Source organism: Streptomyces sp. R818 (assembly GCF_056172735.1).
Map to the genome: position 1 here is coordinate 153,504 of NZ_JAOCNE010000011.1, position 22,762 is coordinate 176,265.

Here is a 22,762-nt window from a genome sequence, read left to right on the forward strand (position 1 = left end):
ATGGCGAGCGTGCTGTTCGGCGCGCACGCCTCGCTCGCGGTCCTGCCGCTGATGCTCTTCCACCAGATGCAGCTGATGGTGTGCGCGGTGATCGCCAAGCGCCGCGCGAAGGACCCGGAGGAGCCGCACGACGAGCGGCCGCTCACCCCAGCCGGAGCGTCACGAACCGCGGCCGGTACAGCGCCACGTTCCGGCTGAGGTGCGCCTGCGCGGTGGCGGGCGCGGCGTCCAGCCAGTTGACGTCGTAGCTGAGCACGAGCCGCCCGCCCCCGCTCACGGCCTGGTGCACCTGCGGGTTGTAGGCGGCGACCGTCCCGTCCGGCAGCGGCGGCGCGAACCCCTTCGCGGGCCCGTGCCAGGGCCCGGTGGGGGAGCAGGACCAGTACGAGGTGACGGTGGTCAGTCCCGCAGTGCCCGCCGCCATGGTGAACAGGACGTACGTCCCCGCGTCCCGCACCACCCCGAACGCGCTGCCCACCCCGCGCCGCCGACCGTCCCCGAGTACGGGCGCCGCCCGCGCCCCGGCCCGCCAGCGTTCACCGTCCCAGTACTCCCAGTCCTGCGGTGAGCCGAGTTGCCCGCGCTCGACGCGGGCCACGTAGGCACGGCGCACCGGAGCCTGCCCGTCGTCACCGCCGAACACATACGTGAAGGCCCCGTCGTCGACCATGGTCGTCCCGTACAGCACGCGCCGGGCGGGATCGGGCACCTGCCGCTGGTCGAGCACCTGCGTGAGGGAGTCGAGCCGCAGGTCGGGCAGGGTGAGGGTGGCGACCTCGGTGGCCGTGGGCACCCCGTAGATGTACGGCCCGGTCCCGGCGGTCCGCGTCCAGAGCAGCACCCGTACGACGTCCTCCTCGGCCCCCGGCGACCGCGGCTCCACCCGCGCGGCGACGGGCCACCGCCACTCACCGGCCCCCGTGTCGGGGAACAGCGGCGCGGCGAGGGTCCGCTCGATCCGCCCCGAACGCCCCATGACCACGGCGGAGTTGCGCACCATCGGCGCGTCCGCGTCCCGCCAGGAGTAGTTCTGCCCGACGGGGTTGGGCGGCGGACGCACGGCCCCGAGATACGTGTCGGAGAACAGCCACAGCACCCGCCCGTCGGGCAGGGCCACGGAGTGCGTCCCGTCCCCACCGGTCCAGTCGTCGCCGAGGGAGTTGTCGTCCCGTACCGCGCCCACCGCCCGGTCAGCTCGTCATCGGCCTCCCAGCCGGTGACGGATCGGGAGCCGCACGACAAGCCGCCCTCATCACGACCGACGAGGGCAACCCACACCACGAACCCGCAGACAAGAACGAGGACCAGCCCGATCAGGGGCGCGGGGAACTGCGCGACCAGCCCCCACCGGCCGCGAGACGCCAACGATCCCTCACGGCCCCCCACGGTCTGCGACGCTAGCTCCCCGGGCCGACACGATCCAGACCACCAGCCCCCTCAGAGGCGCGGGGAACTGCGCGACCAGCCGGAACAGACCGCGAGCGGCCAGCGATTCCGCACGCCCCACGCCCCGCGACGCTAACCCCCCGAGCGCACCCGATCCAGCGGCAGCCAGAGAACCGGCCGCCCACCGGAGGTGACCCGGACATCATCGAGCGCCCCCGAGAAGAACGCCCGGCTGTCCATCCGCTGCCCCACATGCACCCCGAACGGCGAGTTCCGGCTGACGGACCCAGGAACGTCGACGGCGCTCTTCACCACGTCACCGTCGACACTGAGGGTCAACTCCCCGCCAGCGCGCCGGAGTTCGACCTGATGCCAAGCTCCGTCGTTGTACGCGGAGGAACTGCTGACCGACACGGTCCGCGGAGCACCGGCCCCCTCGCGTGCGGTGATCAACCCGGTGATCCGGTGCGACGCGGGCTCGCCCCGCAGCCACACCTGCGGCTGCGTCGTCCCGATGCCGCCCATCCACAGGAACGGCTGCTCCCCGCTGGTGGCGGTGTACCGGAACCGCACGGAGGCGGTGAAGTCCCGCTCGCCCAGGGGCAGTGACCGCCGGAACGGCAGCCGCACCGCGTCGTCGACCCCGTCGAACGTGAGCGCCCGCCCGACCGCCCCGTCGTCGGTCACCGATGCCCCGCCGAGGACGGCCGCCGGCCGCGCGCCCGGCGCGAGGTCGAGCGTCGTCGGATCGGGCCCGCGCCGCTCCTTCAGCCAGTCGAGCGTGAACCGGGCGAAGCGGATCTCGTCGCGGGCGTCGACGGCGCCGCCCTCGTACATCAGGCCCACATGGTCCCGGTCGGCCTGCACCAGGTCCGAGTAGCCCGACCAGTCCGTCGTCACGACGGTGGAGCGGTCGAAGCTGTCCCAGGTGCGTCCGCCGTCGTAGGAGGACCGGATCGTCATGGTGCGGCGCCGGTCCGGGTCGCCGGGGCAGCCGAGCAGCAGCTGCCTGCCGCCCTTGCCGACGGGCAGGATCGAGCACTGCACCTGCGGCGCGTACAGGTCCGGGATCGCGGTGAAGGGGCGGGCGAAGGAGTTCCCGCCGTCCCGGCTCACCGTGTGCGTACGGTGCCCGAGGTCGGTGCCGTCCTGCTCGCGCCCGCTGACGTAGACCGTGCCGTCGGGGAGTTCGGCGAGCGTCATCTCGGACGGCTTCTGGCGCCATGTGCCCTCCGGCGGTATCGGCCATGTGTCCTTCGCGCCGATCCGCCAGTGCTCGCCGTGGTCGTCGCTGACCATCAGGGTGGCGTGGTTGGCGGTGACGCGGCTGCCGTCCCACGTCTCGGCGTTGACGGTGAAGACGAGGCGGCCGCGGTGGCGGCCCTTGGTGAGCTGGATGCCGTGCACGGGCCCGGTCGCGTACCAGGAGTTGTACTCGGGCGGCAGCAGCTCGTCGCTCAGATCGCGCGGCGCGGACCACGAGCGGCCGTCGTCGTCGCTGTACTGGAGGTGCGGGGTGCGGTCGCACGGCACGGGGCAGTTCCCGCCGTTCGGAAGGCCCGTGTTCCAGGTCTCGGCGAGGAGGATGCGGCCGGTCTGCCGGTCGACGACCGGGGCCGGGTTGCCGTGGGTGTCGCCGGCGCCCTCGTTGACGACCTGGAGCGGCGACCACGTACGGCCGCCGTCATCGGACCGTTTGACGACGATGTCTATGTCACCGGCGTCGGTGCAGTCGTGTGTGCGCCCCTCGGCGAAGGCGAGAAGGGTGCCCTTGACCGTCCGCACGACGGCAGGGATGCGGTAGCAGGCGTAGCCGGGGTCCTGCGACGCCCTGAACAACACCTGTTGCTCGAACGGGGGTTGGGGCTCGGCCGCCGTCGCGGCGACGGCCGGGAGCGCTGCGGCGACAGCTATGGAGGCGATCGAGGCCGCCACCATGGATCTCAGAGATCTCAGACGTGCGCGCACGGAGTTACGTCGCATGACGCGACCCACCCTTCAGGTCATACCGACATATGGCTATGAACCAGACATCCCACGTCCAACGTATGCGGCACAGACGCTACTGGCGTGCCCCGACACCCCACAAGAAGCGCGCACCACGTCGTTCTCCCGCAGGAGGGGGCAGGAGAATCAGGGGATCAGCACCACCTTCCCGAGATTGGCCCGCCCCTCGATCACCGCGTGCGCCCGCCCCGCCTCCTCCAGCCCGTACTCGCCGTGCACCACCGGTTTCAGAGCCCCCGTCAGGAACAGCCGCCACAACTCCTCGCGCCACTTCTCGTACGTCTCCGGACACCCTCGCGCGATGAGGCCCAGCTGGAACCCGATCACCGACTTGGCCCCGACGAGCAGGTCGTACGCGGCGACGGTCCCGCCGCCCGAGCTGTACGCCACGACGCGGCCGTGCGGGGCGAGGGCGGCGACCGCGCGCGGCAGCACGTCGCCGCCGACCGCGTCGAGGACGTAGTCCACCGGTTCGCCCCAGCTCCGGGCGTCGTAGCCGACGACGGCGTCGGCTCCGAGCCCGCGCGCGAAGTCGGCCTTCCCCCTGTCGGAGACGGCGGCCACCACCCGGGACGCGCCCTCCAGACGGGCCAGTTGCAGGGCCAGATGGCCGACACCGCTCGCCGCCGCCGTCACGAGCGCGCCCTCGCCCGGCCCGGGCCGCGCCGCCCGGAGCGCGCCGTAGGCGACGAGCCCGCTGCGGACGAGCGCCACCGCGTCGACCGGGCTCGCGGCGTCCGGCACGGGGGAGGCCATCGCGGTGTGCAGCAGCGCGTAGTCGGCGTAACCGTGACCGAGGACCAGGCCCGTGACGCGGTCGCCGACGGCGTACGTCGTCACGCCCTCACCAAGGGCCACCACCTCGCCCGCGATCTCGCCGCCCAGCGCGATCGGCTCCCGGTCCTCGCGCACCTTGCGGACGACGGGCAGGGTGACCCCGACCGCCTCGGCGCGCACGAGCAGCTCGCCGGGGCCGGGCTCGGGGACGGGTGCCTCCTCCAGGAACAGGACCTCGGGGCCTCCGCTGCGGGTGTACCGGACTCGACGCATATGTGTGCCACCGCCTTACGTCTGCCGTCTCTCGACGCGCGAAACCGTTGGGAGCTCCAACGGTAGCCCTTTGTTCATTGGGAAGTCCAACGATTGTGGGTACGCTCTGTCCATGAGCAGCAGCAACAGCAACAGCACGCCGCCGATGCCGCGCGCCGTCGCTCCGAGTACCATCCGTGACCTGCCGAGCTGGCTTCTCGGCCGGGCCGCCGCGCGCGGCCGGGCGCTGGTCGCGGAGGCTCTGGCCGGGCAGGGGCTGAAGATGTGGCACCACGTGGTGCTCAGCGCGGTCGCCGATCTGGAACCGGTCGCGCAGGCGGATCTCGTGCGGAGTGTGCAGCTCGACCCGAAGGACATGGTCGGCGTCCTGAACGACCTTCAGGCGGCGGGTCTCGTCGAGCGCACGCCCGACCCCCGTGACCGGCGCAAGAACGCCGTCACGATCACCGCGGACGGCACACGTATGGTCGACACGTGTGCCCAGGCGGCGCGCGCCGCCAACGACGAACTGCTCGCACCGCTCACCGCGGACGAGCGGGGGATGTTTCTCGACATGGTGCGCCGGGTGTCCGGCGTGCTGCCGGGTGGGTCGGCGTAGGGGCCCGGCCGGCGCAGGGGGCGCTCCCCGCCGGTCCGGGGCCCCGCCGCCGTGCCGCGGGGCGGGGTCAGCCCTGCCGCGGCGAGACGGCCGTCGCCGCCTCCTGCAGCGCGAGCCGCTCCTCACCCGCGTACACGTTCATGGAGGCGCCCCGCAGGAAGCCGATCAGGGTGAGGCCGGTCTCGGCGGCGAGGTCGACGGCGAGCGACGACGGCGCCGACACCGCCGCGAGCACCGGGATGCCCGCCATGACGGCCTTCTGCGCCAGCTCGAACGAGGCCCGCCCGGAGACCATCAGCACCGACCGCGACAACGGCAGGTCCCCGCTCTGCAGCGCGCGCCCGACCAGCTTGTCCACCGCGTTGTGCCGCCCCACGTCCTCCCGTATGTCGACGAGCTTCCCCTCCTCGTCGAAGAGGGCCGCCGCGTGCAGCCCACCCGTCCGGTCGAAGACGCGCTGCGCCTCGCGCAGCCGGTCGGGGAGCGAGGAGAGCAGCTCGGGGGTGAGCCGCAGCGGGGGAGTGTCGGCGATCGGGAAGCGGGCCGTGGTGCGCACCGCGTCGAGGCTCGCCTTGCCGCACAGCCCGCAGGAGGAGGTGGTGTAGACGTTGCGCTCAAGGGTGATGTCGGGCAGGACGACCCCGGGCGTGGTCCGCACGTCGACCACGTTGTACGTGTTGGAGCCGTCCGCCGTGGCGCCCGCGCAGTACACGATGTTCAGCAGGTCGTCGGCGGCGCCGAGCACGCCCTCGCTGACCAGGAACCCCGCCGCGAGCGCGAAGTCGTCGCCCGGGGTGCGCATGGTGATGGCGAGCGGCTTCCCGTTCAGCCGGATCTCCAGGGGTTCCTCGGCGACGAGGGTGTCCGGCCGGGTCGAGACGCGCCCGTCCCGGATGCGGAGCACCTTGCGCCGTTCGGTGGCTCGTCCCATGTCCTGATCAGTCCCGGTTCTGTACGTGCTGGTAGCCGAAGCGGCCCTTGATGCAGAGGTTGCCGTGCGTCACCGGATTGTCGTGCGGCGACGTGACCTTCACGATCTCATTGTCCTGCACATGGAGCGTGAGGTTGCAGCCGACTCCGCAGTAGGCGCACACCGTCACGGTCTCCGACTGTGCCGACTCGTTCCAGGTACCCGCCGCACGCATGTCGAACTCCGACTTGAACGACAACGCGCCCGTCGGACACACCTCGATGCAGTTGCCGCAGTACACACAGGCCGAGTCGGTGAGCGGCGCGTCCTGCTCCACCGCGATACGTGCGTCGAATCCGCGCCCGGCGACCGAGATGGCGAAGGTGTTCTGCCACTGGTCGCCGCAGGCGTCGACACACTTGTAGCAGAGGATGCATTTGCCGTAGTCGCGGACGTAGAGGTCGTTGTCGACACGGGGTTCATCGCCGAGCCGCTCGGCGTCCGGACCGAACCGGTCGGGCTTCGCACCGTACTCCTCGATCCATGTGGCGACCTGCGGAGTCGTCGACAGATCGACCGACGACGCGAGGAGTTCGATGACGACCTTGCGGCTGTGCCGGGTCCGCTCGGTGTCGGTGCGCACCGCCATCCCCGGCTCGGCCTTCCGGGAGCAGGCGGGCACGAGCGTGCGCGCCCCTTCCACTTCCACGACACACACCCGGCACGCGTTCTTCGGCGTCAGGGTGTCTCCCTGGCACAGGGTCGGTATGTCCTTCCCGGCGGCGCGGCAGGCGTCGAGGAGCGTCGACCCCTCGGGCGCGCGCACCGGCTCGCCGTCGATGGTGAACTCCAGGAGGCGGCGCGGGACACCCAGCTCGATGACGGTCATGACGCGTAGACCCCCAGGCGGTCGATGGCGGACTCGATGGCGTTCCACGCGGTCTGGCCGAGACCGCAGATCGAGGCGTCCTTCATGGTCCGGCCCACCTCGCGCAGCAGGGCGATGTCGTCGTCGGCGGCGATGCCCCTCTTCTCGGCGATCCGGTGCAGCGCCTCCTGCTGCCGCACCGTCCCGACCCGGCAGGGCACGCACTGCCCGCACGACTCCTCGCGGAAGAACTGGGCGATGCGCAGCAGTACGCGGGGGAGCGGCACCGCGTCGTCGAGGGCCATGACCACCCCGGAGCCGAGTGTGGTCCCGGCGGCGCGGGTGCCCTCGAAGGTGAGCGGGATGTCCAGCTCGTCGGGGCGCACGAAGCCGCCGGCGGCGCCGCCGAGCAGGATCGCGCGCAGCGGGTTCGGGGTCCCGGCGAGGGCGAGCAGATCGCCGAGGGTGGCGCCGAAGGGCAGCTCGTAGACCCCGGGTCGGTCCACGGCACCGGAGACGCAGAACAGCTTGGGCCCCGTCGACTGCCCGGTGCCGATGGCCGCGTACGCCTCCGCGCCGATGGTCAGGATGGGCAGCACGTTGACCAGCGTCTCGACGTTGTTGGCGGCGGTCGGTTTGCCGAAAAGCCCCTTCTCGGCGGGGAACGGCGGCTTCGAGCGCGGCTCGCCCCGGTACCCCTCGATGGAGTTGAACAGGGCGGTCTCTTCACCGCAGATGTAGGCGCCCGCGCCGCGTCGGATCTCGATGTCGAACGAGAACCCCTGCCCGAGGATGTCCGCCCCGAGGAACCCGCGCGCCCGCGCCTCCTCCACGGCATGGCTCATCCGGGCGAGCGCGAGCGGGTACTCGCCGCGCAGATAGAGGTATCCGTGCCAGGCCCCGACCGCGTACGCCGCGATGGTCATGGCCTCGACCAGCGCGTACGGGTCACCCTCCATCAGCACCCGGTCCTTGAAGGTGCCGGGCTCGGACTCGTCGGCGTTGCAGACGAGGTAGTGCGGCTGATCGGGCTGCGCGGCGGTGCCCTGCCATTTCCGCCCGGTGGGGAACGCGGCCCCGCCACGCCCGACGAGCCCCGCGTCCGTCACCTCCTTGATGACGGCGGCGGGCCCGACGGCGAAGGCACGCCGAAGGGCGGCGTACCCACCGGCGGCACGATAGGAGTCGAGGGAGCCGGGATCGACGACTCCGACACGGCTGAGCAGAAGCAGCCCCTCCGGCGCTTGAGGAGCGGGGTTCGGGGCGGAGCCCGGTGACAGCGCGACCGGCAATCCCAGCCTCTCCGGCGTTTGAGGAGCGGGGTTCGGGGCGGAGCCCCGTGACAGTGCGACCGGCTCGGCCGACGCAGATGATCCCGCCCGCGTCAGCAACGCCGCGGGCGCCCGCTCGCACAACCCCAGACACGCCGACTCGGCGACACACACATCAGGCCCGAACCGCTCCTGCGCAGCCCCACACACATCCGGCCCCGAAACCCGCGCACACGCCAGATCCGTACACACATGCAGAACCGCCGCCCCCCGCTCCCGCAGAGAGAACATGGAGTAGAACGTGGCCACCCCATACGCCTCGGCGGGCGGCACGGTCAGCCGCCGGCACAGATAGTCAAGCGCCCCGGGGCTGATCCACCCGACCCGGTCATGGACCGCATGCAACCCCGGCAACAACAGATCCCGCCGCTCGCGCACAAGGGCTTGCCCACCCCGCGCCCACCGCAGATCCGCGTCGGACCGGTCACCGGCCCCTTCCCACGCGGACTCGGGCGGCCCGAGCAACGCGTCGACGGCCTCCCGCTCCTCGTCCGTGGGTTCGCTGTCACCGAAGCGCAGATCCACGTGCCCCCAGCCCCTTCCCACCACTTACGCGACCGCTCGGGCCACCGCTCACACGTCCAGCTTCTCGATACGTATCGCCGACGCCTTGAACTCCGCCGTCCCGGCGATCGGGCAGTTCGCCTCGATCGTCAGCGCGTTGGTGTCCACCTCGTCGGGGAAGTGCATGGTCATGAAGGCGAGGCCGGGCCGCAGCCCGGGATCGACCCAGACCGGCGCGGTGACCACCCCGCGCCGCGAGGAGACACGTACCTCCTCCCCGACCGCCACCCCGTACCGCTCGGCGTCCTCCGGGCACAGCTCGACGTACTCGCCGCGGCGCAGCGGCGACGCGAAACCGCCGCTCTGTACCCCGGTGTTGTACGAGTCGAGGCGGCGCCCGGTGGTCAGCCGGATCGGGTACGCCTCGTCGGTGAGGTCGACCGGCGGGTCGTGCTCGACGAGCCCGAACGGCGCCCGCCGCCCGCGCCGTTCCGGATCGGTGTCCCACAGCCGCCCGTGCAGATAGGAGGAGGGCAGTTCGTCCACGTCGGGGCAGGGCCACTGCAACCCCTGGTGGAGCGCCAGACGTTCGTACGTCATGCCGAAGTGGTCGGGGGACAGGGCGCGCAGCTCGTTCCAGACGGCCTCGGCGTCCGCGTACTTCCAGTCGTGGCCGAGGCGTCCGGCCAGGTCGCAGAGGATGTCGATGTCCTCGCGGGCCTCGCCGGGCGGGGTGAGCGCGGCCCGTACGCGCTGGACGCGGCGCTCGCTGTTGGTGGTCGTGCCCTCGGTCTCCGCCCAGGCGGCGGTCGCGGGCAGGACGACGTCGGCCAGTTCTGCGGTCCTGGTCAGGAAGATGTCCTGGACGACGAGGTGGTCGAGGGCGGTGAGTCTGCGCACGGCCTGCTCGCTGTCGGCCTCCGACTGCGCCGGGTTCTCGCCGATGCAGTACACGGCGCGCAGCCGCCCGTGCTCCATCGCCTCGAACATGTCGGTGAGCGTCATCCCGTACCGCGCCGGGATCACCGTCTCCCACGCCTGCTCGAACTTGGTCCGGTGCCCGTCGTCGAGGAGGTCCTGGAAGCCGGGGAGCCGGTTGGGGATGGCGCCCATGTCGCCGCCGCCCTGCACGTTGTTCTGCCCGCGCAGCGGCTGCACCCCGGCGCCGTACCGGCCGACGTGCCCGGTCAACAGGGACAGGTTGATGAGGGCGCGGACGTTGTCGGTGCCGTTGTGGTGCTCGGTGATCCCCAACGTCCAGCACAGTTGCGCGCGTTCGGCCCGTGCGTAGGCGTGCGCGAGGCCGCGGATCGCGGCGGCGGGCACGCCGGTCACCTTCTCCGCGAGCGACAGGGTCCACGGTTCGACGAGCGCCCTGAACTCCTCGAACCCGGTGGTCGCCCGCTCCACGAACGCCTTGTTGTACAGACCGGCCGCGATGATCTCCCGGGCGACGGCGTGCGCGAGCGGGATGTCGGTGCCGACGTTGAGGCCGAGCCAGCTCTCCGCCCACTCGGCGGTCGAGGTGCGGCGCGGGTCGACGGCGTACATCCGCGCCCCGTTCCTGATCCCCCGCAGCACGTGCTGGAAGAAGATCGGGTGCGCGTAGCGGGCGTTGGAGCCCCACATCACGATGAGGTCGGTGTGCTCGACCTCCTCGTACGAGGAGGTGCCGCCGCCCGAGCCGAACACCGCCGACAAGCCGGCGACGCTCGGCGCGTGACACGTACGGTTGCAGGAGTCCACGTTGTTGGTGCCCATGACGACACGGGTGAACTTCTGCGCCACGAAGTTCATCTCGTTGGTGGCGCGGGCGCAGGACAGCATCGCGAAGGCGTCCGGGCCATGTGTCTCGCGGGTGTGCCGGAAGCCGTCGGCCGCGAGGGCCAGCGCCTCGTCCCAGGTGGCCCGCCGGAACGGTGACGTGCGGTCGCCGGGTGTCTCGCGCACGAGGGGGTGGGTGAGCCGGGTGTACGTTCGCCGGGGTTTCCTGGTCCTCACGCGGCGTCCCTCCTCATACCGTCGGCGAGCAGGTCCGTGAGCGCGTGCACGGTGCGCAGGGTGGGCACCTCGACGCCCGTGATGTCCGCGAGCTCCACCACCGCGGCCAGCAGCACGTCCAGCTCCAGGGGCTTTCCGCGCTCCAGGTCCTGGAGCGTGGAGGTGCGGTGGTCGCCGACCCGCTCGGCACCGGCGAGGCGGCGCTGCACGGAGATGTCGGGCGTGCAGCCGAGCGAGGCGGCGACGGCGAGCGTCTCGGCCATCATGATCTCGATGACGCGCCGGGTCCCGCCGTGCCGGCACATCTGCCCCATCGTCGCCCGCACCAGGGCGCTGATCGGGTTGAAGGAGATGTTGCCGATCAGCTTGATCCAGATGTCGGCGCGCAGGTCCGGCTCGACGGGGCACTTCAGACCGCCCGCCCGCATCGCCTCGCTGAACGCGGCGCAGCGCGGGGACACCGACCGGTCCGGCTCCCCGACGGAGAACCGCGTCCCCTCCAGGTGGCGGACGACGCCGGGCGCCGACAGCTCCGTAGCCGCGTAGACGACACAGCCGACGGCCCGTTCCGGCGCGAGGACGGCGCTCACGGCGCCGCCCGGGTCGACGCTCTCGAGCCGGTGGCCGTCGTGCGGGCCGCCGTGCCCGTGGAAGTACCACCAGGGGATGCCGTTCTGCGCCGCGACCACCGCCGTACGGCCGTGGAGGAGGGGCTCGATCAGCGGCCCGCACGCCGCGTACGAGGTCGCCTTCAGGCCGAGGAAGACATAGTCGACGGGGCCGATCTCGGCCGGGTCGTCGGTGGCGTGGGCCCGCGCGGTGAAGTCGCCGCGCGCGCTGAGGACCCGTACACCGCGCTGCCTCATGGCCGCCAGGTGCGGTCCACGGGCGACGAGATGGACGTCGGCGCCGGCGCGGTGCAGCGCGGCTCCGACGTAGGCGCCGATCGCTCCGGCGCCGAGGACTGCGACTTTCACTGGCGTGCTCCGTCCGGTCGAGGTCCGGTCGAGGGTGCGAAGCGGAGTCCGGGAGCGGACTGCATGAACTGCCGACGGAATATTGTCTACAGTATGGAAGGTGGGTCGACAAGGCTTCACACACCGGGCTCTTCCCAACGCCCGCGCCCCTGCCTACCGTTCTCGATCATGAGGCCCCCCGTCGCACCCCCCGGCTGGAGCCGCTGGCTCGTACCGCCCGCCGCCCTCTCGGTCCATCTCTCCATCGGCCAGGCCTACGCCTGGAGCGTCTTCAAACCACCCCTCGAATCCGCCCTCGGCCTGAGCGGCACGCAGAGCGCGCTGCCGTTCCAGCTCGGCATCGTGATGCTCGGCCTGTCCGCCGCGTTCGGCGGCACGCTCGTCGAACGCAACGGCCCGCGCTGGGCGATGACCGTCGCCCTCGTCTGCTTCTCCTCGGGCTTCCTGCTCTCCGCCCTCGGCGCCGCCACCGAGCAGTACTGGCTGATCGTGCTCGGCTACGGCTTCGTCGGCGGCATCGGACTCGGCATCGGCTACATCTCCCCGGTCTCCACCCTGATCAAGTGGTTCCCCGACCGCCCCGGCATGGCCACCGGCATCGCGATCATGGGCTTCGGCGGCGGCGCGCTCATCGCGTCGCCGTGGAGCGCGGAGATGCTGGACAGCTTCGGCACGGACAGTGACGGCATCGCGCTGGCGTTCCTCGTGCACGGCCTGGTCTACGCGGTCTTCATGACGCTGGGCGTGCTGCTGGTCAGGGTGCCGGGCAAGGAGTCCCGGCCAGGGGCGCGGGGGACCGCGCGAGAAGTCCCCACCGGCCCGCAGGTATCGGCGAAACAGGCCATCCGCACCCCCCAGTTCTGGTGCCTCTGGCTCGTCCTCTGCATGAACGTCACCGCGGGCATCGGCATCCTCGAAAAAGCCGCACCGATGATCACCGACTTCTTCAAGGACTCCAGCACGCCGGTGACGGCGAGCGCGGCGGCCGGTTTCGTCGCGCTGCTCTCCGCCGCCAACATGGCGGGCCGCATCGGCTGGTCCTCCGCCTCCGACCTCATGGGCCGCAAGAACGTCTACCGCCTCTACCTCGGCGTGGGCGCCCTGATGTACCTCCTCATCGCCCTCTACGGCGACGCCTCGAAACCCCTCTTCGTCCTCTGCGCGCTCGTGATCCTCTCCTTCTACGGAGGCGGCTTCGCGACCGCGCCCGCCTATCTGAAGGACCTGTTCGGCACCTACCAGGTCGGCGCCATCCACGGCCGGCTGCTCACGGCCTGGTCGCTCGCCGGCGTCCTCGGCCCGCTCATCGTCAACTGGGTCTCCGACAGCCAGGAGAGCGCGGGCAAGCACGGCCCGTCCCTCTACGGCGTCTCCTTCGTCATCATGATCGGGCTGCTCGTCGTCGGCTTCGTCGCCAACGAGCTGATCCGTCCCGTCCACGCCCGCCACCACGTCCCCGCCTCCGCCGTCCCCACCCCCGCCGCTCCCAGGGAGTCCTCCGATGACACCGCCGACCGCGAGCACGACAGCGACCGCCAGTAGTCCGCCTAGCCGTCGCGGCCTCATCGCCTTCGCCTGGCTCTGGGTGGGCGCGCCGCTCGCCTACGGACTGTACGAACTGGTGCAAAAGGCCACACAGCTGTTCACAGGCTGATCGGTTGGAAGTCTCCAACCGAGACACCGCAATCCTGTTGTATACGTCACCTCGTACTCACCGGTCACTGAACAGACTTGGACGTCCGCGCCCCGCACAGGGGCGGGCCAGCTATACGAGGGGACCACCATGAACGGTTCGCGCATCGTCGGCATCGGCCACTATCAGCCCGCCAGAGTCCTCACGAACGAGGATCTGGCGGGCATGGTCGACACCGACGACGAGTGGATCCGCTCCCGCGTCGGCATCCGCACCCGGCACATCGCCGGGCCCGACGAGCCGGTCGACGAGCTGGCCGCGCACGCCGCCGCCAAGGCGCTGGCCGCCGCGGGCCTGACCGCCGACGCGATCGACCTCGTCGTCGTCGCCACGTCCACGGCCGTCGACCGCTCCCCGAACATGGCGGCCCGCGTCGCCCATCGGCTCGGCGTCCCCTCCCCGGCCGCGCTCGACCTGAACGTCGTCTGCGCCGGGTTCACCCACGCCCTCGCCACCGCCGACCACACCCTGCGCGCGGGGGCCGCCACCCGCGCCCTCGTCATCGGCGCCGACAAGATGTCCGCCGTCACCGACTGGAGCGACCGTTCCACCTGCGTCCTCGTCGGCGACGGCGCGGGCGCCGTGGTGATCGAGCCCTGCGCCGACGGCGAGGAGCCCGGCATCGGCCCCGTCCTGTGGGGCTCGGTCCCGGAGATGGGCAACGCCGTACGGATCGAGGGCGAGCCCGCGCGCTTCGCCCAGGAGGGCCAGTCCGTCTACCGCTGGGCGACGCGGCAGTTGCCGCCGCTCGCCCGGGAGGCCTGCGAGAAGGCGGGGCTCGCCCCGGCCGACCTGGCCGCGGTCGTCCTGCACCAGGCCAACCTGCGCATCATCGAACCCCTCGCCGAGAAGATCGGGGCGGTGAACGCGGTCGTCGCCCGGGACGTCGTCGAGTCCGGCAACACCTCCGCCGCGAGCGTGCCGATGGCGCTCTCCAAGCTGATCGAGCGCGGCGAGCTGCCCAGCGGGGTGCCGGCGCTCCTCTTCGGCTTCGGCGGCAACCTCTCGTACGCGGGGCAGGTCGTGCGCTGCCCCTGAGGCCGTCAGGCGCGCTGCCTCGGGATGTGACGAGGCCAACGGCCCCTGGTGGTGGTGATTGTGCTCGGTAAACTGTATTCCAAAGACAATCGCAGCCGCGAGGACCGAAGCCCACGAGGGGGACCGCGATGTTGTCCACAGGACTGCCGCAGGGGGCGGTGCCCAAGCTCGAACGCCCCGGTCCGCTGCGCGAGCGGGTCTACGAGGCGCTGCTCTCGCTGATCACGACCCGCGCCCTCCAGCCGGGCCAGCACCTCGTCGAGAGCGAGCTGGCCGGGCATCTCGGGGTCTCGCGCCAGCCGGTGCGCGAGGCGCTCCAGCGCCTCAACACCGAGGGGTGGGTGGACCTGCGTCCGGCGCAGGGCGCGTTCGTGCACGAGCCGACGGAGGAGGAGGCCGACCAACTCCTCACCGTCCGTACGCTCCTTGAGGCCGAGGCCGCCCGGCTCGCCGCCGCCAACGCGGGCAGGACCGGCATCACCGCCCTGGAGGAGCTCTGCGCCAAGGGTGAGCAGGCCGTCGCCGACGGGGACGTGGACCTGGTCGTCGAGGCCAACGCCGAGTTCCACCGCAAGATCATGGAGCTCGCGGGCAACGTGGTCCTGGCCGAACTCGCCGGGCAGGTCGACGCCCGCGTCCGCTGGTACTACCAGCCGGTCGCCCGCCGGCGCGGCAAGCAGTCCTGGATCGAGCACCGCGCACTCATCGCGGCGATCTCGGACCGCGACGAGGCCCGGGCGACGGCCGTGATGCGGGCCCACACGGAGCACACCCGGGAGACGTACCACCATCGCGATCAGGGCTGAGTGTTCGGCCCCATCTTTGTCCTGTGACTGGAGAAAGTCATGGGTAATTCCTGCGCAACTTCTTCCCACACCCGGCAGGCACTGCTACGTTCCCCATCGAAAGAACGGCGGAAGTACCGGAGCCCGAAGAGGCGGGGAGGGGCACGTGAGACGCATGACGGCTCGACCCGCGAACGCGCATCAGGCGCGCCTGTTGCGACTGCTGCGTGACGGAGGGCCCAACTCCCGCGCTCAGCTCGGCGACCAGATCGACCTGTCCCGCTCCAAGCTGGCGGTCGAGGTGGACCGCCTCCTGGAGACCGGACTCGTGGTCGCCGACGGACTCGCCGCCTCGCGCGGCGGCCGCCGGTCCCACAACATCCGGCTCGCCCCCGAACTCCGCTTCCTCGGCGTCGACATCGGCGCGACCTCGGTCGACGTCGCGGTCACCAACGCCGAGCTGGAAGTGCTCGGGCACATCACCCAGCCCATGGACGTGCGCGAAGGACCGGTCGCGGTCTTCGAGCAAGTGCTCGCCATGGCAGCGAAGCTGAAGGCGTCCGGACTCGCCGAGGGGTTCGACGGAGCGGGCATCGGCGTGCCGGGCCCGGTCCGCTTCCCCGAAGGTGTGCCGGTCGCCCCGCCGATCATGCCGGGCTGGGACGGCTTCCCGGTCCGCGAGGCGCTCAGCCAGGACCTCGGCTGCCCGGTCATGGTCGACAACGACGTGAACCTGATGGCCGTGGGGGAGCAGCACGCGGGCGTCGCCCGTTCCGCGCGCGACTTCCTCTGCGTCAAGATCGGCACCGGTATCGGCTGCGGCATCGTCGTCGGCGGCGAGGTCTACCGGGGCACGACCGGATCGGCCGGCGACATCGGCCACATCCAGGTCGAGCCCGACGGCAGACAGTGCGCCTGCGGCAACAAGGGCTGCCTGGAGGCCTACTTCAGCGGCGCGGCGCTCGCCCGCGACGCCGAGGAGGCCGCCCGGGACGGCCGCTCGCCCGAGCTCGCCGGGCTCCTGGAATCGGCGGGAAAGCTCAGCGCCGCCGACGTCGCGGTGGCCGCCGCGGCCGGGGACGGCACCGCCCTCGACCTCATCCGCGACGGCGGCAACCGCACCGGTCAGGTCATCGCGTCCCTCGTCTCCTTCTTCAACCCGGGCCTGGTCGTCATCGGCGGCGGTGTCACCGGCCTCGGCCACACGCTCCTCGCCGCCCTGCGCACCCAGGTCTACCGCCAGTCGCTGCCCCTCGCGACCGGCAATCTGCCCATCGTCCTGGGTGAGCTGGGCCAGGCCGCCGGAGTCATCGGCGGCGCCCGCCTCATCAGCGACCACCTGTTCTCACCCGCGTAACACCCCGTTAGACACGTCTCACAGGTACTCACACGTACTCACACGTATTCATCAACCACGTCACTCAGCACAGCGCCCTGCTCTGCCCTGCCCTGAAACCGGCCCGCACCCGCTGCTAGGGGAACCGCCATGGCACTTTCGGCACCAGAACCACCGCTGCTCACGATGTCCGGCATCACCAAGTCGTTCCCCGGCGTCCGCGCCCTCGACGGCGTGGACCTAGAGGTCCAGGCGGGTGAGGTGCACTGCCTCCTCGGCCAGAACGGTGCGGGCAAGTCCACGCTCATCAAGGTCCTCGCCGGCGCCCACCAGCCCGACGAGGGCTCCATCACCTGGCGCTCCGAGCACGTCACCCTGCGCTCGCCGATCGCCGCGATGCGCCTCGGCATCGCCACCATCTACCAGGAACTCGACCTCGTGGAAGGCCTGTCGGTGGCCGAGAACGTCTTCCTCGGACACGAACCGACCTCGGCCGGATTCGTCGTACGCGGCAAGGACGCCAAGGCGGCAACAGCCGCACTGCTCAAGCGGCTTGGACACGGGGAGATCGACCCGGGCACCCTCGTGGGCGACCTCTCCGCCGCCGGGCAGCAGATCGTCTCGATGGCCCGCGCCCTCTCCCACGACGTACGCCTCATCGTGATGGACGAGCCGTCCGCCGCGCTCGACCCCGACGAGGTCGACAACCTCTTCCGCATCGTCGCGAGCCTCACCGCCGACGGCGTCGCCGTCGTCTACATCTCGCACCGCCTGGAGGAGATCCGCCGCATCGGCGACCGCGTCACCGTCCTCAAGGACGGCCGCGCCGTGGCCGGCGGACTCCCCGCCAAGGACACCCCGACGCGGGACGTGGTGGCGCTGATGACGGGCCGCAACGTCGAGTACGTCTTCCCGGACCGCCCGTCGTACGGGACCGGTTCCGCCGCTTCTGCAGAACCGGTTCTGCGCGCCGAGAACCTCTCTCGTGAGGGCGAGTTCGAGCCACTCGACCTCACCCTGCGCCCCGGTGAGATCGTCGGCCTCGCGGGACTCGTCGGCTCCGGCCGCTCCGAGATCCTGGAGACGATCTATGGCGCCCGCAAACCGACGACCGGTCAGGTCATGGTCGAGGGCCGCGCCCTGCGGCCGGGAAGTGTGCGGGCGGCGGTCCGCGCGGGCCTCGGCCTCGCCCCCGAGGAGCGCAAGGCGCAGGGCCTCCTGATGCTGGAGTCCGTCACCCGCAACGTCTCCGTCTCCTCCATGTCCCGCTTCTCGTACGGGGGCTGGGTCGACCGGGGCCGTGAGAACGAGGCCGCGCACAAGGTCACCCGTGAACTCTCCCTGCGCCCCGACAACCCGGCCGTCCCCGTCCGCACCCTCTCCGGCGGCAACCAGCAGAAGGCCGTCCTGGCCCGCTGGCTGCTTCGCGGCTGCAAGGTGCTGCTCCTGGACGAGCCGACCCGCGGCGTCGACGTCGGCGCCCGCGCCGAGCTGTACGCGGTCATCCGCCGCCTCGCCGACGAGGGCCTCGCCGTGCTCATGGTCTCCAGCGAGGTCCCCGAGGTGCTCGGCCTCGCCGACCGCGTCCTGGTCCTGCGCGAGGGCCGCGTCGTCCACGAGGCCCCGGCGACGGAACTGACCGAACACCGGGTCCTGGACCTGGTGATGGAAGGCAGCCCGGAAGACAGCGCGGCATGAAGCAGTGCGCCGCCGCAGCCGCCCCGCTGAACAGACGACCCCGACCAGAAGGGACCCCGGCGCCATGACGCAGCCCGCCTCACCCGCCCGCCCGGCGGAGCCCAAGACCGCGCCGGCCTCGCACCCCAGCGCCCTGAAGACCCTGCGCCTCGACGTACGGACGCTGTCCCTGCTCGGCGTCCTCGCCGCGCTGATCATCGTCGGCGGCGTCACCCAGCCCGACTCGTTCCTGGACACCGACAACGTCCAGCTGATCCTCACCCAGGGGTCCGTCATCGGCGTCGTCACCGTCGGCATGACCTTCGTGATCATCTCCGGCGGCATCGACCTCTCCGTGGGCGCGATCGTCGCGCTCGCCAGCTGCTGGGCGACCACGGTCGCCACCCAGGAGTACGGGTTCATCGGCATCCTGTTCACCGCGGTCGTCGTCGGTGTCGGCTGCGGCCTCGTCAACGGTGTCCTGATCGCGTACGGCGGCATGGTCCCCTTCATCGCCACCCTCGCGATGCTCGCCTCCGGGCGCGGCCTCGCCGAGCAGATCACCGACGGCAAGACCCAGGTCGTCACCGTCGACAGCGTGCTGAAGCTCGGTGAGCGCGACGCCTACGTCCTCGGCATCCCACCGCTCGTCCTCGTCTTCGCCGCGGTCACGATCGTCGGCTGGCTGGTGCTCAACCGCACCACCTTCGGCCGCCGCTCGGTCGCCGTCGGCGGCAACGCCGAAGCCGCCCGCCTCGCCGGCATCGACGTACGCCGCCAGCGGCTCTACCTCTACCTGCTCTCCGGCCTGTGCTGCGGCATCGCCGCGTTCCTGCTCATCGTGCTCGCCGGATCCGGCCAGAACACCAACGGCAACCTGTACGAGCTCGACGCCATCGCCGCCGCGATCATCGGCGGCACGCTCCTCACCGGCGGCCGCGGCACCATCGTCGGCTCCGTCCTCGGTGTCCTGATCTTCACCACGATCACCAACATCTTCGCGCTGAACAACCTCCAGAGCGACGTCCAGGAGATCGCCAAGGGCGCGATCATCGTCGCGGCGGTCCTGGTCCAGCGACGTACAGCGAACACGCATTCCTGACGTTCCGCACTTTTCGAAGCCCCGGGAAGGGACGACGCCATGCCAGAGACCACGAGCCGCAGAGGACTCCTGTTCGGCGCGGCAGCAGCCGTCACCGCAGGCGGTCTGCTCACGGCCTGCACCAGCAACGAGCCCAGCGACAAGGGCGACAGCAGCAAGGCCGCCGACCAGCCGGTCGCCGACGACAAGCCCGGCAAGCAGGTCACCATCGGCTTCGCCGGTCCGCAGGCCGACCACGGCTGGCTCAACGCGATCAACGAGAACGCCAAGGAACGGGCGAAGAAGTACTCGGACGTCACCCTCGAAGCCACCGAGGGGTCGAACGACACGGCCGCGCAGATCGGCCAGGTCGAGACGCTCATCAACAAGAAGGTCGACGTCCTCGTCATCCTGCCCGCCGACGGCAAGGCGCTCACCCAGGTCGGGCTCAAGGCGATGCGCGCCGGGATACCCGTCGTCAACCTCGACCGCATCTTCAACACGCCGCAGGCGTACCGCTGCTGGGTCGGCGGCGACAACTACGGCATGGGCCTGAGCGCCGGGAACTACATCGGCGAGAAGCTCAAGGACAAGAAGAACGCCAAGGTCGTCGAGCTCGCGGGCATCGACAACCTCGAACTGACCAAGCAGCGCACGCAGGGCTTCGACGACGCGCTGAAGAACTACCCGAACATCGAGAAGGTCGCACGGCAGGCCGCCGAGTTCACCGTCGAGTCCGGCCAGGCCAAGATGGCCCAGCTCCTCCAGGCGCAGAAGAGCTTCGACGCCATGTGGAACCACGACGACGACCAGGGCGTCGGCGCCCTGCGCGCCATCAAGCAGGCGGGCCGCGACGACTTCCTCATGGTCGGCGGCGCGGGCGCCCTCTCCGCGATGCAGGCCATCGAGGCCGACGACAGCGTCCTGAAGGCCACCGTCCTCTACCCGCCGACCATGGCCGCCTCCGCCATCGACCTGGCCCGCGCGCTCGGCCAGGGCAAGGGCATCAGCGGCATGGCCGAGTTCGAGATCCCCGCCCACGTGACCCTGTTCTCCGCCGTCGTCGACAAGGAGAACGTCGCCAAGTACATGCCCACCGGATTCAAGTGACGGGCGCCGGCACGAGGCATCGGGCGATCACCGCGTGGACCAGGAGGACTTCCGCATGGCAGGCAGCAGCACGGGTACGACGGCTCGGGTTACGGGCGGCGGCGACGACGGCGACGGCGACGGCGAGGTGAAGCCGGTCCTCGGGGTCGGCATGGTCGGCTACGCGTTCATGGGCGCCGCCCACTCCCAGGGGTGGCGCACCGTGGGCCGGGTCTTCGACCTGCCGCTGACCCCGCGGCTCGCCGCGGTCTGCGGCCGTGACGGCGCGGCCGTGCGCGCCGCCGCCGACCGGCTCGGCTGGGCCGCAGCCGAGACCGACTGGCGGGCGCTGATCGAGCGGGACGACGTCGACCTCGTCGACATCTGCACCCCCGGCGACAGCCACGCCGAGATCGCCGTCGCGGCGCTCGAGGCGGGCAAGCACGTGCTGTGCGAGAAGCCCCTCGCCAACTCCGTCGACGAGGCGGAGGCGATGACGGAGGTCGCCGAGCTGGCGGCGTCGCGCGGGCAGGTGGCGATGACCGGCTTCAACTACCGCCGCGTCCCCGCCATCGCCCTCGCCCGCCGCATGGTCGCGGAGGGCCGCGTCGGCACCCTGCGCCACGTCCGCGTCAGCTACCTCCAGGACTGGCTCGTCGACCCGGCGTTCCCGCTGACGTGGCGGCTGCAGAAGCCGTACGCGGGCTCCGGCGCACTCGGCGACCTCGGCGCGCACGCCGTCGACCTCGCCCAGTACGTGGCGGGGGAGCCGGTCGCGGGGGTCTCGGCGCTCACGGAGACGTTCGTACGGGAGCGGCCTTTGGTGGAGGGCTCGTCGTCCGGGCTCTCCGGGACCGGCGGAGGGCGGTTCGGGCAGGTCACCGTCGATGACGCGGCCGTCTTCACCGGCCGCTTCGCCTCCGGCGCCCTCGCCTCCTTCGAGGCCACCCGGTTCGCCACGGGCCGCAAGAACGCGTTGAAGGTCGAGCTGAACGGCGAACGCGGCTCCCTCGCCTTCGACCTGGAGCGCCTGAACGAGCTGTCCTTCCACGACCAGACCGAGCCGAGCGCCAGCGCGGGCTTCCGCCGCATCCTCGTCACCGAACCCGACCACCCCTACCTGGAGGCGTGGTGGCCGCCGGGCCACGGCCTCGGCTACGAGCACACCTTCGTGCACCAGGCCCGCGACCTCGTCCACGCCATCGCGGAGCGCGCCACGCCCGCGCCGTCGTTCGCCGACGGCCTTCAGGTGCAGCGCGTCCTCGCGGCGGTCGAGGAGAGCGCGGCGAAGAACTCCGTCTACACCCTCGTCCAGGCTTGACCTCGTCCCGGCTTGATCTCGCCAGGTTTGACCTCGTCCAGGTTTGACCTCGTCCACGCTCAGGAGGCTTGACGACCGTGCCACGCCAGTTCACCCTGTTCACCGGCCAATGGGCGGATCTCCCGCTCGAAGAGGTCTGCCGCCACGCCCGCGACTTCGGCTACGACGGCCTCGAACTCGCTTGCTGGGGCGACCACTTCGAGGTCGACAAGGCCCTCGCGAACCCCGATTACGTCAAGGGCCGCCACGCGCTGCTCGACCGTTACGGCCTCAAGTGCTTCGCCATCTCCAACCATCTGGTCGGCCAGGCCGTCTGCGACGCCATCATCGACGAGCGCCACGAGGCGATCCTGCCCGCGCGCATCTGGGGCGACGGCGACGGTGAGGGCGTACGGCAGCGCGCCGCCGCCGAGATCAAGGACACGGCCCGCGCGGCGGCGGCCTTCGGCGTCGACACCGTCATCGGCTTCACGGGCTCGTCGATCTGGCACCTCGTCGCCATGTTCCCGCCGGCCCCCGAGTCGATGATCGAGCGCGGCTACGAGGACTTCGCCACGCGCTGGAACCCGATCCTCGACGTGTTCGACGCGGAGGGCGTGCGGTTCGCCCACGAGGTGCACCCGAGCGAGATCGCGTACGACTACTGGACGACGCACAAGGCGTTGGAGGCGGTCGGCCACCGCCCGGCCTTCGGCCTCAACTTCGACCCCTCGCACTTCGTGTGGCAGGACCTCGACCCGGTCGGCTTCCTGTGGGACTTCCGTGACCGGATCTACCACGTCGACTGCAAGGAGGCCCGGCGCCGCCTCGACGGCCGCAACGGGCGCCTCGGCTCCCATCTGCCGTGGGGCGACCCGCGCCGCGGCTGGGACTTCGTCTCCGCCGGGCACGGGGACGTGCCCTGGGAGGACGTCTTCCGGATGCTCCGCTCGATCGACTACCAGGGGCCGATCTCCGTGGAGTGGGAGGACGCGGGCATGGACCGCCTCCAGGGCGCTCCCGAGGCGCTGAGCCACCTGCGCAAGCTCGACTTCGAGCCGCCGAGCGCGTCGTTCGACGCGGCGTTCAACAGCTGATCCGTCGCGCAGGTGTCCGGTGGGCCGAACGCCT

Annotated in this window: 19 protein-coding genes and 1 pseudogene; 12 read left to right on the top strand and 8 right to left on the bottom strand. The window is 71.3% G+C overall.

Annotated features, from left to right (window positions below):
* On the top strand, nt 1-198 hold a 198-nt coding region (locus tag N5I75_RS25480; RefSeq protein ID WP_476680971.1), incomplete at its 5' end, for a bile acid:sodium symporter.
* Here N5I75_RS25480 and N5I75_RS25485 read toward each other — a convergent pair.
* The 3 genes and pseudogenes from N5I75_RS25485 to N5I75_RS25495 form a co-directional block, all read right to left on the bottom strand.
* Nucleotides 143-1,341 (bottom strand): annotated as a pseudogene (locus N5I75_RS25485) (hypothetical protein). The gene N5I75_RS25480 and the pseudogene N5I75_RS25485 sit on opposite strands and share 56 nt — an antisense overlap.
* 177 nt (nt 1,342-1,518) lie before the next feature.
* Entirely contained in the window at nt 1,519-3,324 is a 1,806-nt protein-coding gene (locus tag N5I75_RS25490; RefSeq protein ID WP_476680973.1) for an exo-alpha-sialidase, read from the bottom strand.
* A gap of 195 nt (nt 3,325-3,519) precedes the next feature.
* On the bottom strand, nt 3,520-4,443 hold the full coding sequence (locus N5I75_RS25495; RefSeq protein ID WP_476680975.1) for a quinone oxidoreductase family protein: 924 nt from the start codon (nt 4,441-4,443) through the stop codon (nt 3,520-3,522).
* 145 nt (nt 4,444-4,588) lie between these two features.
* On the opposite strand from N5I75_RS25495, the gene N5I75_RS25500 reads away from it, so the two are divergent.
* Nucleotides 4,589-5,041 carry a MarR family winged helix-turn-helix transcriptional regulator gene (locus N5I75_RS25500; protein WP_476681278.1) on the top strand — a complete coding sequence of 151 codons (453 nt, stop codon included), beginning with the start codon at nt 4,589-4,591 and terminating at the stop codon, nt 5,039-5,041.
* A 67-nt stretch (nt 5,042-5,108) separates the two neighbouring features.
* On the opposite strand, the gene fdhD is transcribed toward N5I75_RS25500, so the two are convergent.
* The 5 genes from fdhD to N5I75_RS25525 are packed head-to-tail and all read right to left on the bottom strand — an operon-like array spanning nt 5,109 to nt 11,632.
* A complete protein-coding gene (fdhD, locus tag N5I75_RS25505; RefSeq protein ID WP_476680977.1) occupies nt 5,109-5,972 on the bottom strand; it encodes a formate dehydrogenase accessory sulfurtransferase FdhD in 864 nt (287 codons plus the stop codon).
* Between the two features lie 7 nt (nt 5,973-5,979).
* Nucleotides 5,980-6,840: a 2Fe-2S iron-sulfur cluster-binding protein gene (locus N5I75_RS25510; RefSeq protein ID WP_476680979.1), complete on the bottom strand. Its 861-nt coding sequence runs from the start codon at nt 6,838-6,840 to the stop codon at nt 5,980-5,982.
* Nucleotides 6,837-8,675: an NADH-ubiquinone oxidoreductase-F iron-sulfur binding region domain-containing protein gene (locus N5I75_RS25515; protein ID WP_476680981.1), complete on the bottom strand. Its 1,839-nt coding sequence runs from the start codon at nt 8,673-8,675 to the stop codon at nt 6,837-6,839. The genes N5I75_RS25510 and N5I75_RS25515 overlap by 4 nt, the downstream gene beginning before the upstream one ends.
* 48 nt (nt 8,676-8,723) lie before the next feature.
* Complete coding sequence (locus N5I75_RS25520; RefSeq protein ID WP_476680983.1) at nt 8,724-10,655, bottom strand: molybdopterin oxidoreductase family protein; 1,932 nt, start codon at nt 10,653-10,655, stop codon at nt 8,724-8,726.
* On the bottom strand, nt 10,652-11,632 hold the full coding sequence (locus tag N5I75_RS25525) for a 2-dehydropantoate 2-reductase (protein WP_476680985.1): 981 nt from the start codon (nt 11,630-11,632) through the stop codon (nt 10,652-10,654). Before N5I75_RS25525 ends, N5I75_RS25520 begins: the two co-directional genes overlap by 4 nt.
* Nucleotides 11,633-11,800: 168 nt before the next feature.
* Between N5I75_RS25525 and N5I75_RS25530 the strand changes: the two genes are divergently transcribed.
* The 10 genes from N5I75_RS25530 (at nt 11,801) to N5I75_RS25575 (ending at nt 22,728) form a co-directional block, all read left to right on the top strand.
* Nucleotides 11,801-13,174, top strand: a complete 1,374-nt coding sequence (locus N5I75_RS25530) for an OFA family MFS transporter (RefSeq protein WP_476680987.1) — start codon at nt 11,801-11,803, stop codon at nt 13,172-13,174.
* Complete coding sequence (locus tag N5I75_RS25535; protein ID WP_476680989.1) at nt 13,134-13,286, top strand: MFS transporter small subunit; 153 nt, start codon at nt 13,134-13,136, stop codon at nt 13,284-13,286. The genes N5I75_RS25530 and N5I75_RS25535 overlap by 41 nt, the downstream gene beginning before the upstream one ends.
* 129 nt (nt 13,287-13,415) lie before the next feature.
* A complete protein-coding gene (locus N5I75_RS25540) occupies nt 13,416-14,363 on the top strand; it encodes a beta-ketoacyl-ACP synthase III (protein WP_476680991.1) in 948 nt (315 codons plus the stop codon).
* A 128-nt stretch (nt 14,364-14,491) separates the two neighbouring features.
* Nucleotides 14,492-15,169, top strand: a complete 678-nt coding sequence (locus N5I75_RS25545) for a GntR family transcriptional regulator (protein WP_476680993.1) — start codon at nt 14,492-14,494, stop codon at nt 15,167-15,169.
* A 154-nt stretch (nt 15,170-15,323) separates the two neighbouring features.
* Nucleotides 15,324-16,505 carry an ROK family transcriptional regulator gene (locus N5I75_RS25550; RefSeq protein ID WP_476680995.1) on the top strand — a complete coding sequence of 394 codons (1,182 nt, stop codon included), beginning with the start codon at nt 15,324-15,326 and terminating at the stop codon, nt 16,503-16,505.
* A 129-nt stretch (nt 16,506-16,634) separates the two neighbouring features.
* Nucleotides 16,635-18,182, top strand: a complete 1,548-nt coding sequence (locus N5I75_RS25555) for a sugar ABC transporter ATP-binding protein (protein ID WP_476680997.1) — start codon at nt 16,635-16,637, stop codon at nt 18,180-18,182.
* Between the two features lie 64 nt (nt 18,183-18,246).
* Nucleotides 18,247-19,263, top strand: a complete 1,017-nt coding sequence (locus N5I75_RS25560) for an ABC transporter permease (RefSeq protein WP_476680998.1) — start codon at nt 18,247-18,249, stop codon at nt 19,261-19,263.
* Nucleotides 19,264-19,302: 39 nt separating this feature from the next.
* The gene (locus tag N5I75_RS25565) at nt 19,303-20,352 is read left to right on the top strand and encodes a substrate-binding domain-containing protein (protein ID WP_476681000.1); all 1,050 of its coding nucleotides are present in this window, start codon (nt 19,303-19,305) and stop codon (nt 20,350-20,352) included.
* A 151-nt stretch (nt 20,353-20,503) separates the two neighbouring features.
* Nucleotides 20,504-21,652: a Gfo/Idh/MocA family protein gene (locus N5I75_RS25570; RefSeq protein ID WP_476681280.1), complete on the top strand. Its 1,149-nt coding sequence runs from the start codon at nt 20,504-20,506 to the stop codon at nt 21,650-21,652.
* A gap of 77 nt (nt 21,653-21,729) precedes the next feature.
* Nucleotides 21,730-22,728: a sugar phosphate isomerase/epimerase family protein gene (locus N5I75_RS25575; protein WP_476681282.1), complete on the top strand. Its 999-nt coding sequence runs from the start codon at nt 21,730-21,732 to the stop codon at nt 22,726-22,728.
* Nucleotides 22,729-22,762 lie beyond the last annotated feature (34 nt).

Coding starts and splice junctions, on each gene's coding strand:
- N5I75_RS25535 (WP_476680989.1), top strand. CDS start 13,134: ATGACACCGCCGACCGCGAGCACGACAGCGACCGCCAGTAGTCCGCCT.
- fdhD (WP_476680977.1), bottom strand. CDS start 5,972: ATGGGACGAGCCACCGAACGGCGCAAGGTGCTCCGCATCCGGGACGGG.
- N5I75_RS25540 (WP_476680991.1), top strand. CDS start 13,416: ATGAACGGTTCGCGCATCGTCGGCATCGGCCACTATCAGCCCGCCAGA.
- N5I75_RS25530 (WP_476680987.1), top strand. CDS start 11,801: ATGAGGCCCCCCGTCGCACCCCCCGGCTGGAGCCGCTGGCTCGTACCG.
- N5I75_RS25570 (WP_476681280.1), top strand. CDS start 20,504: ATGGTCGGCTACGCGTTCATGGGCGCCGCCCACTCCCAGGGGTGGCGC.
- N5I75_RS25555 (WP_476680997.1), top strand. CDS start 16,635: ATGGCACTTTCGGCACCAGAACCACCGCTGCTCACGATGTCCGGCATC.
- N5I75_RS25565 (WP_476681000.1), top strand. CDS start 19,303: ATGCCAGAGACCACGAGCCGCAGAGGACTCCTGTTCGGCGCGGCAGCA.
- N5I75_RS25495 (WP_476680975.1), bottom strand. CDS start 4,443: ATGCGTCGAGTCCGGTACACCCGCAGCGGAGGCCCCGAGGTCCTGTTC.
- N5I75_RS25560 (WP_476680998.1), top strand. CDS start 18,247: ATGACGCAGCCCGCCTCACCCGCCCGCCCGGCGGAGCCCAAGACCGCG.
- N5I75_RS25490 (WP_476680973.1), bottom strand. CDS start 3,324: ATGGTGGCGGCCTCGATCGCCTCCATAGCTGTCGCCGCAGCGCTCCCG.
- N5I75_RS25550 (WP_476680995.1), top strand. CDS start 15,324: ATGACGGCTCGACCCGCGAACGCGCATCAGGCGCGCCTGTTGCGACTG.
- N5I75_RS25500 (WP_476681278.1), top strand. CDS start 4,589: ATGCCGCGCGCCGTCGCTCCGAGTACCATCCGTGACCTGCCGAGCTGG.
- N5I75_RS25545 (WP_476680993.1), top strand. CDS start 14,492: ATGTTGTCCACAGGACTGCCGCAGGGGGCGGTGCCCAAGCTCGAACGC.
- N5I75_RS25510 (WP_476680979.1), bottom strand. CDS start 6,840: ATGACCGTCATCGAGCTGGGTGTCCCGCGCCGCCTCCTGGAGTTCACC.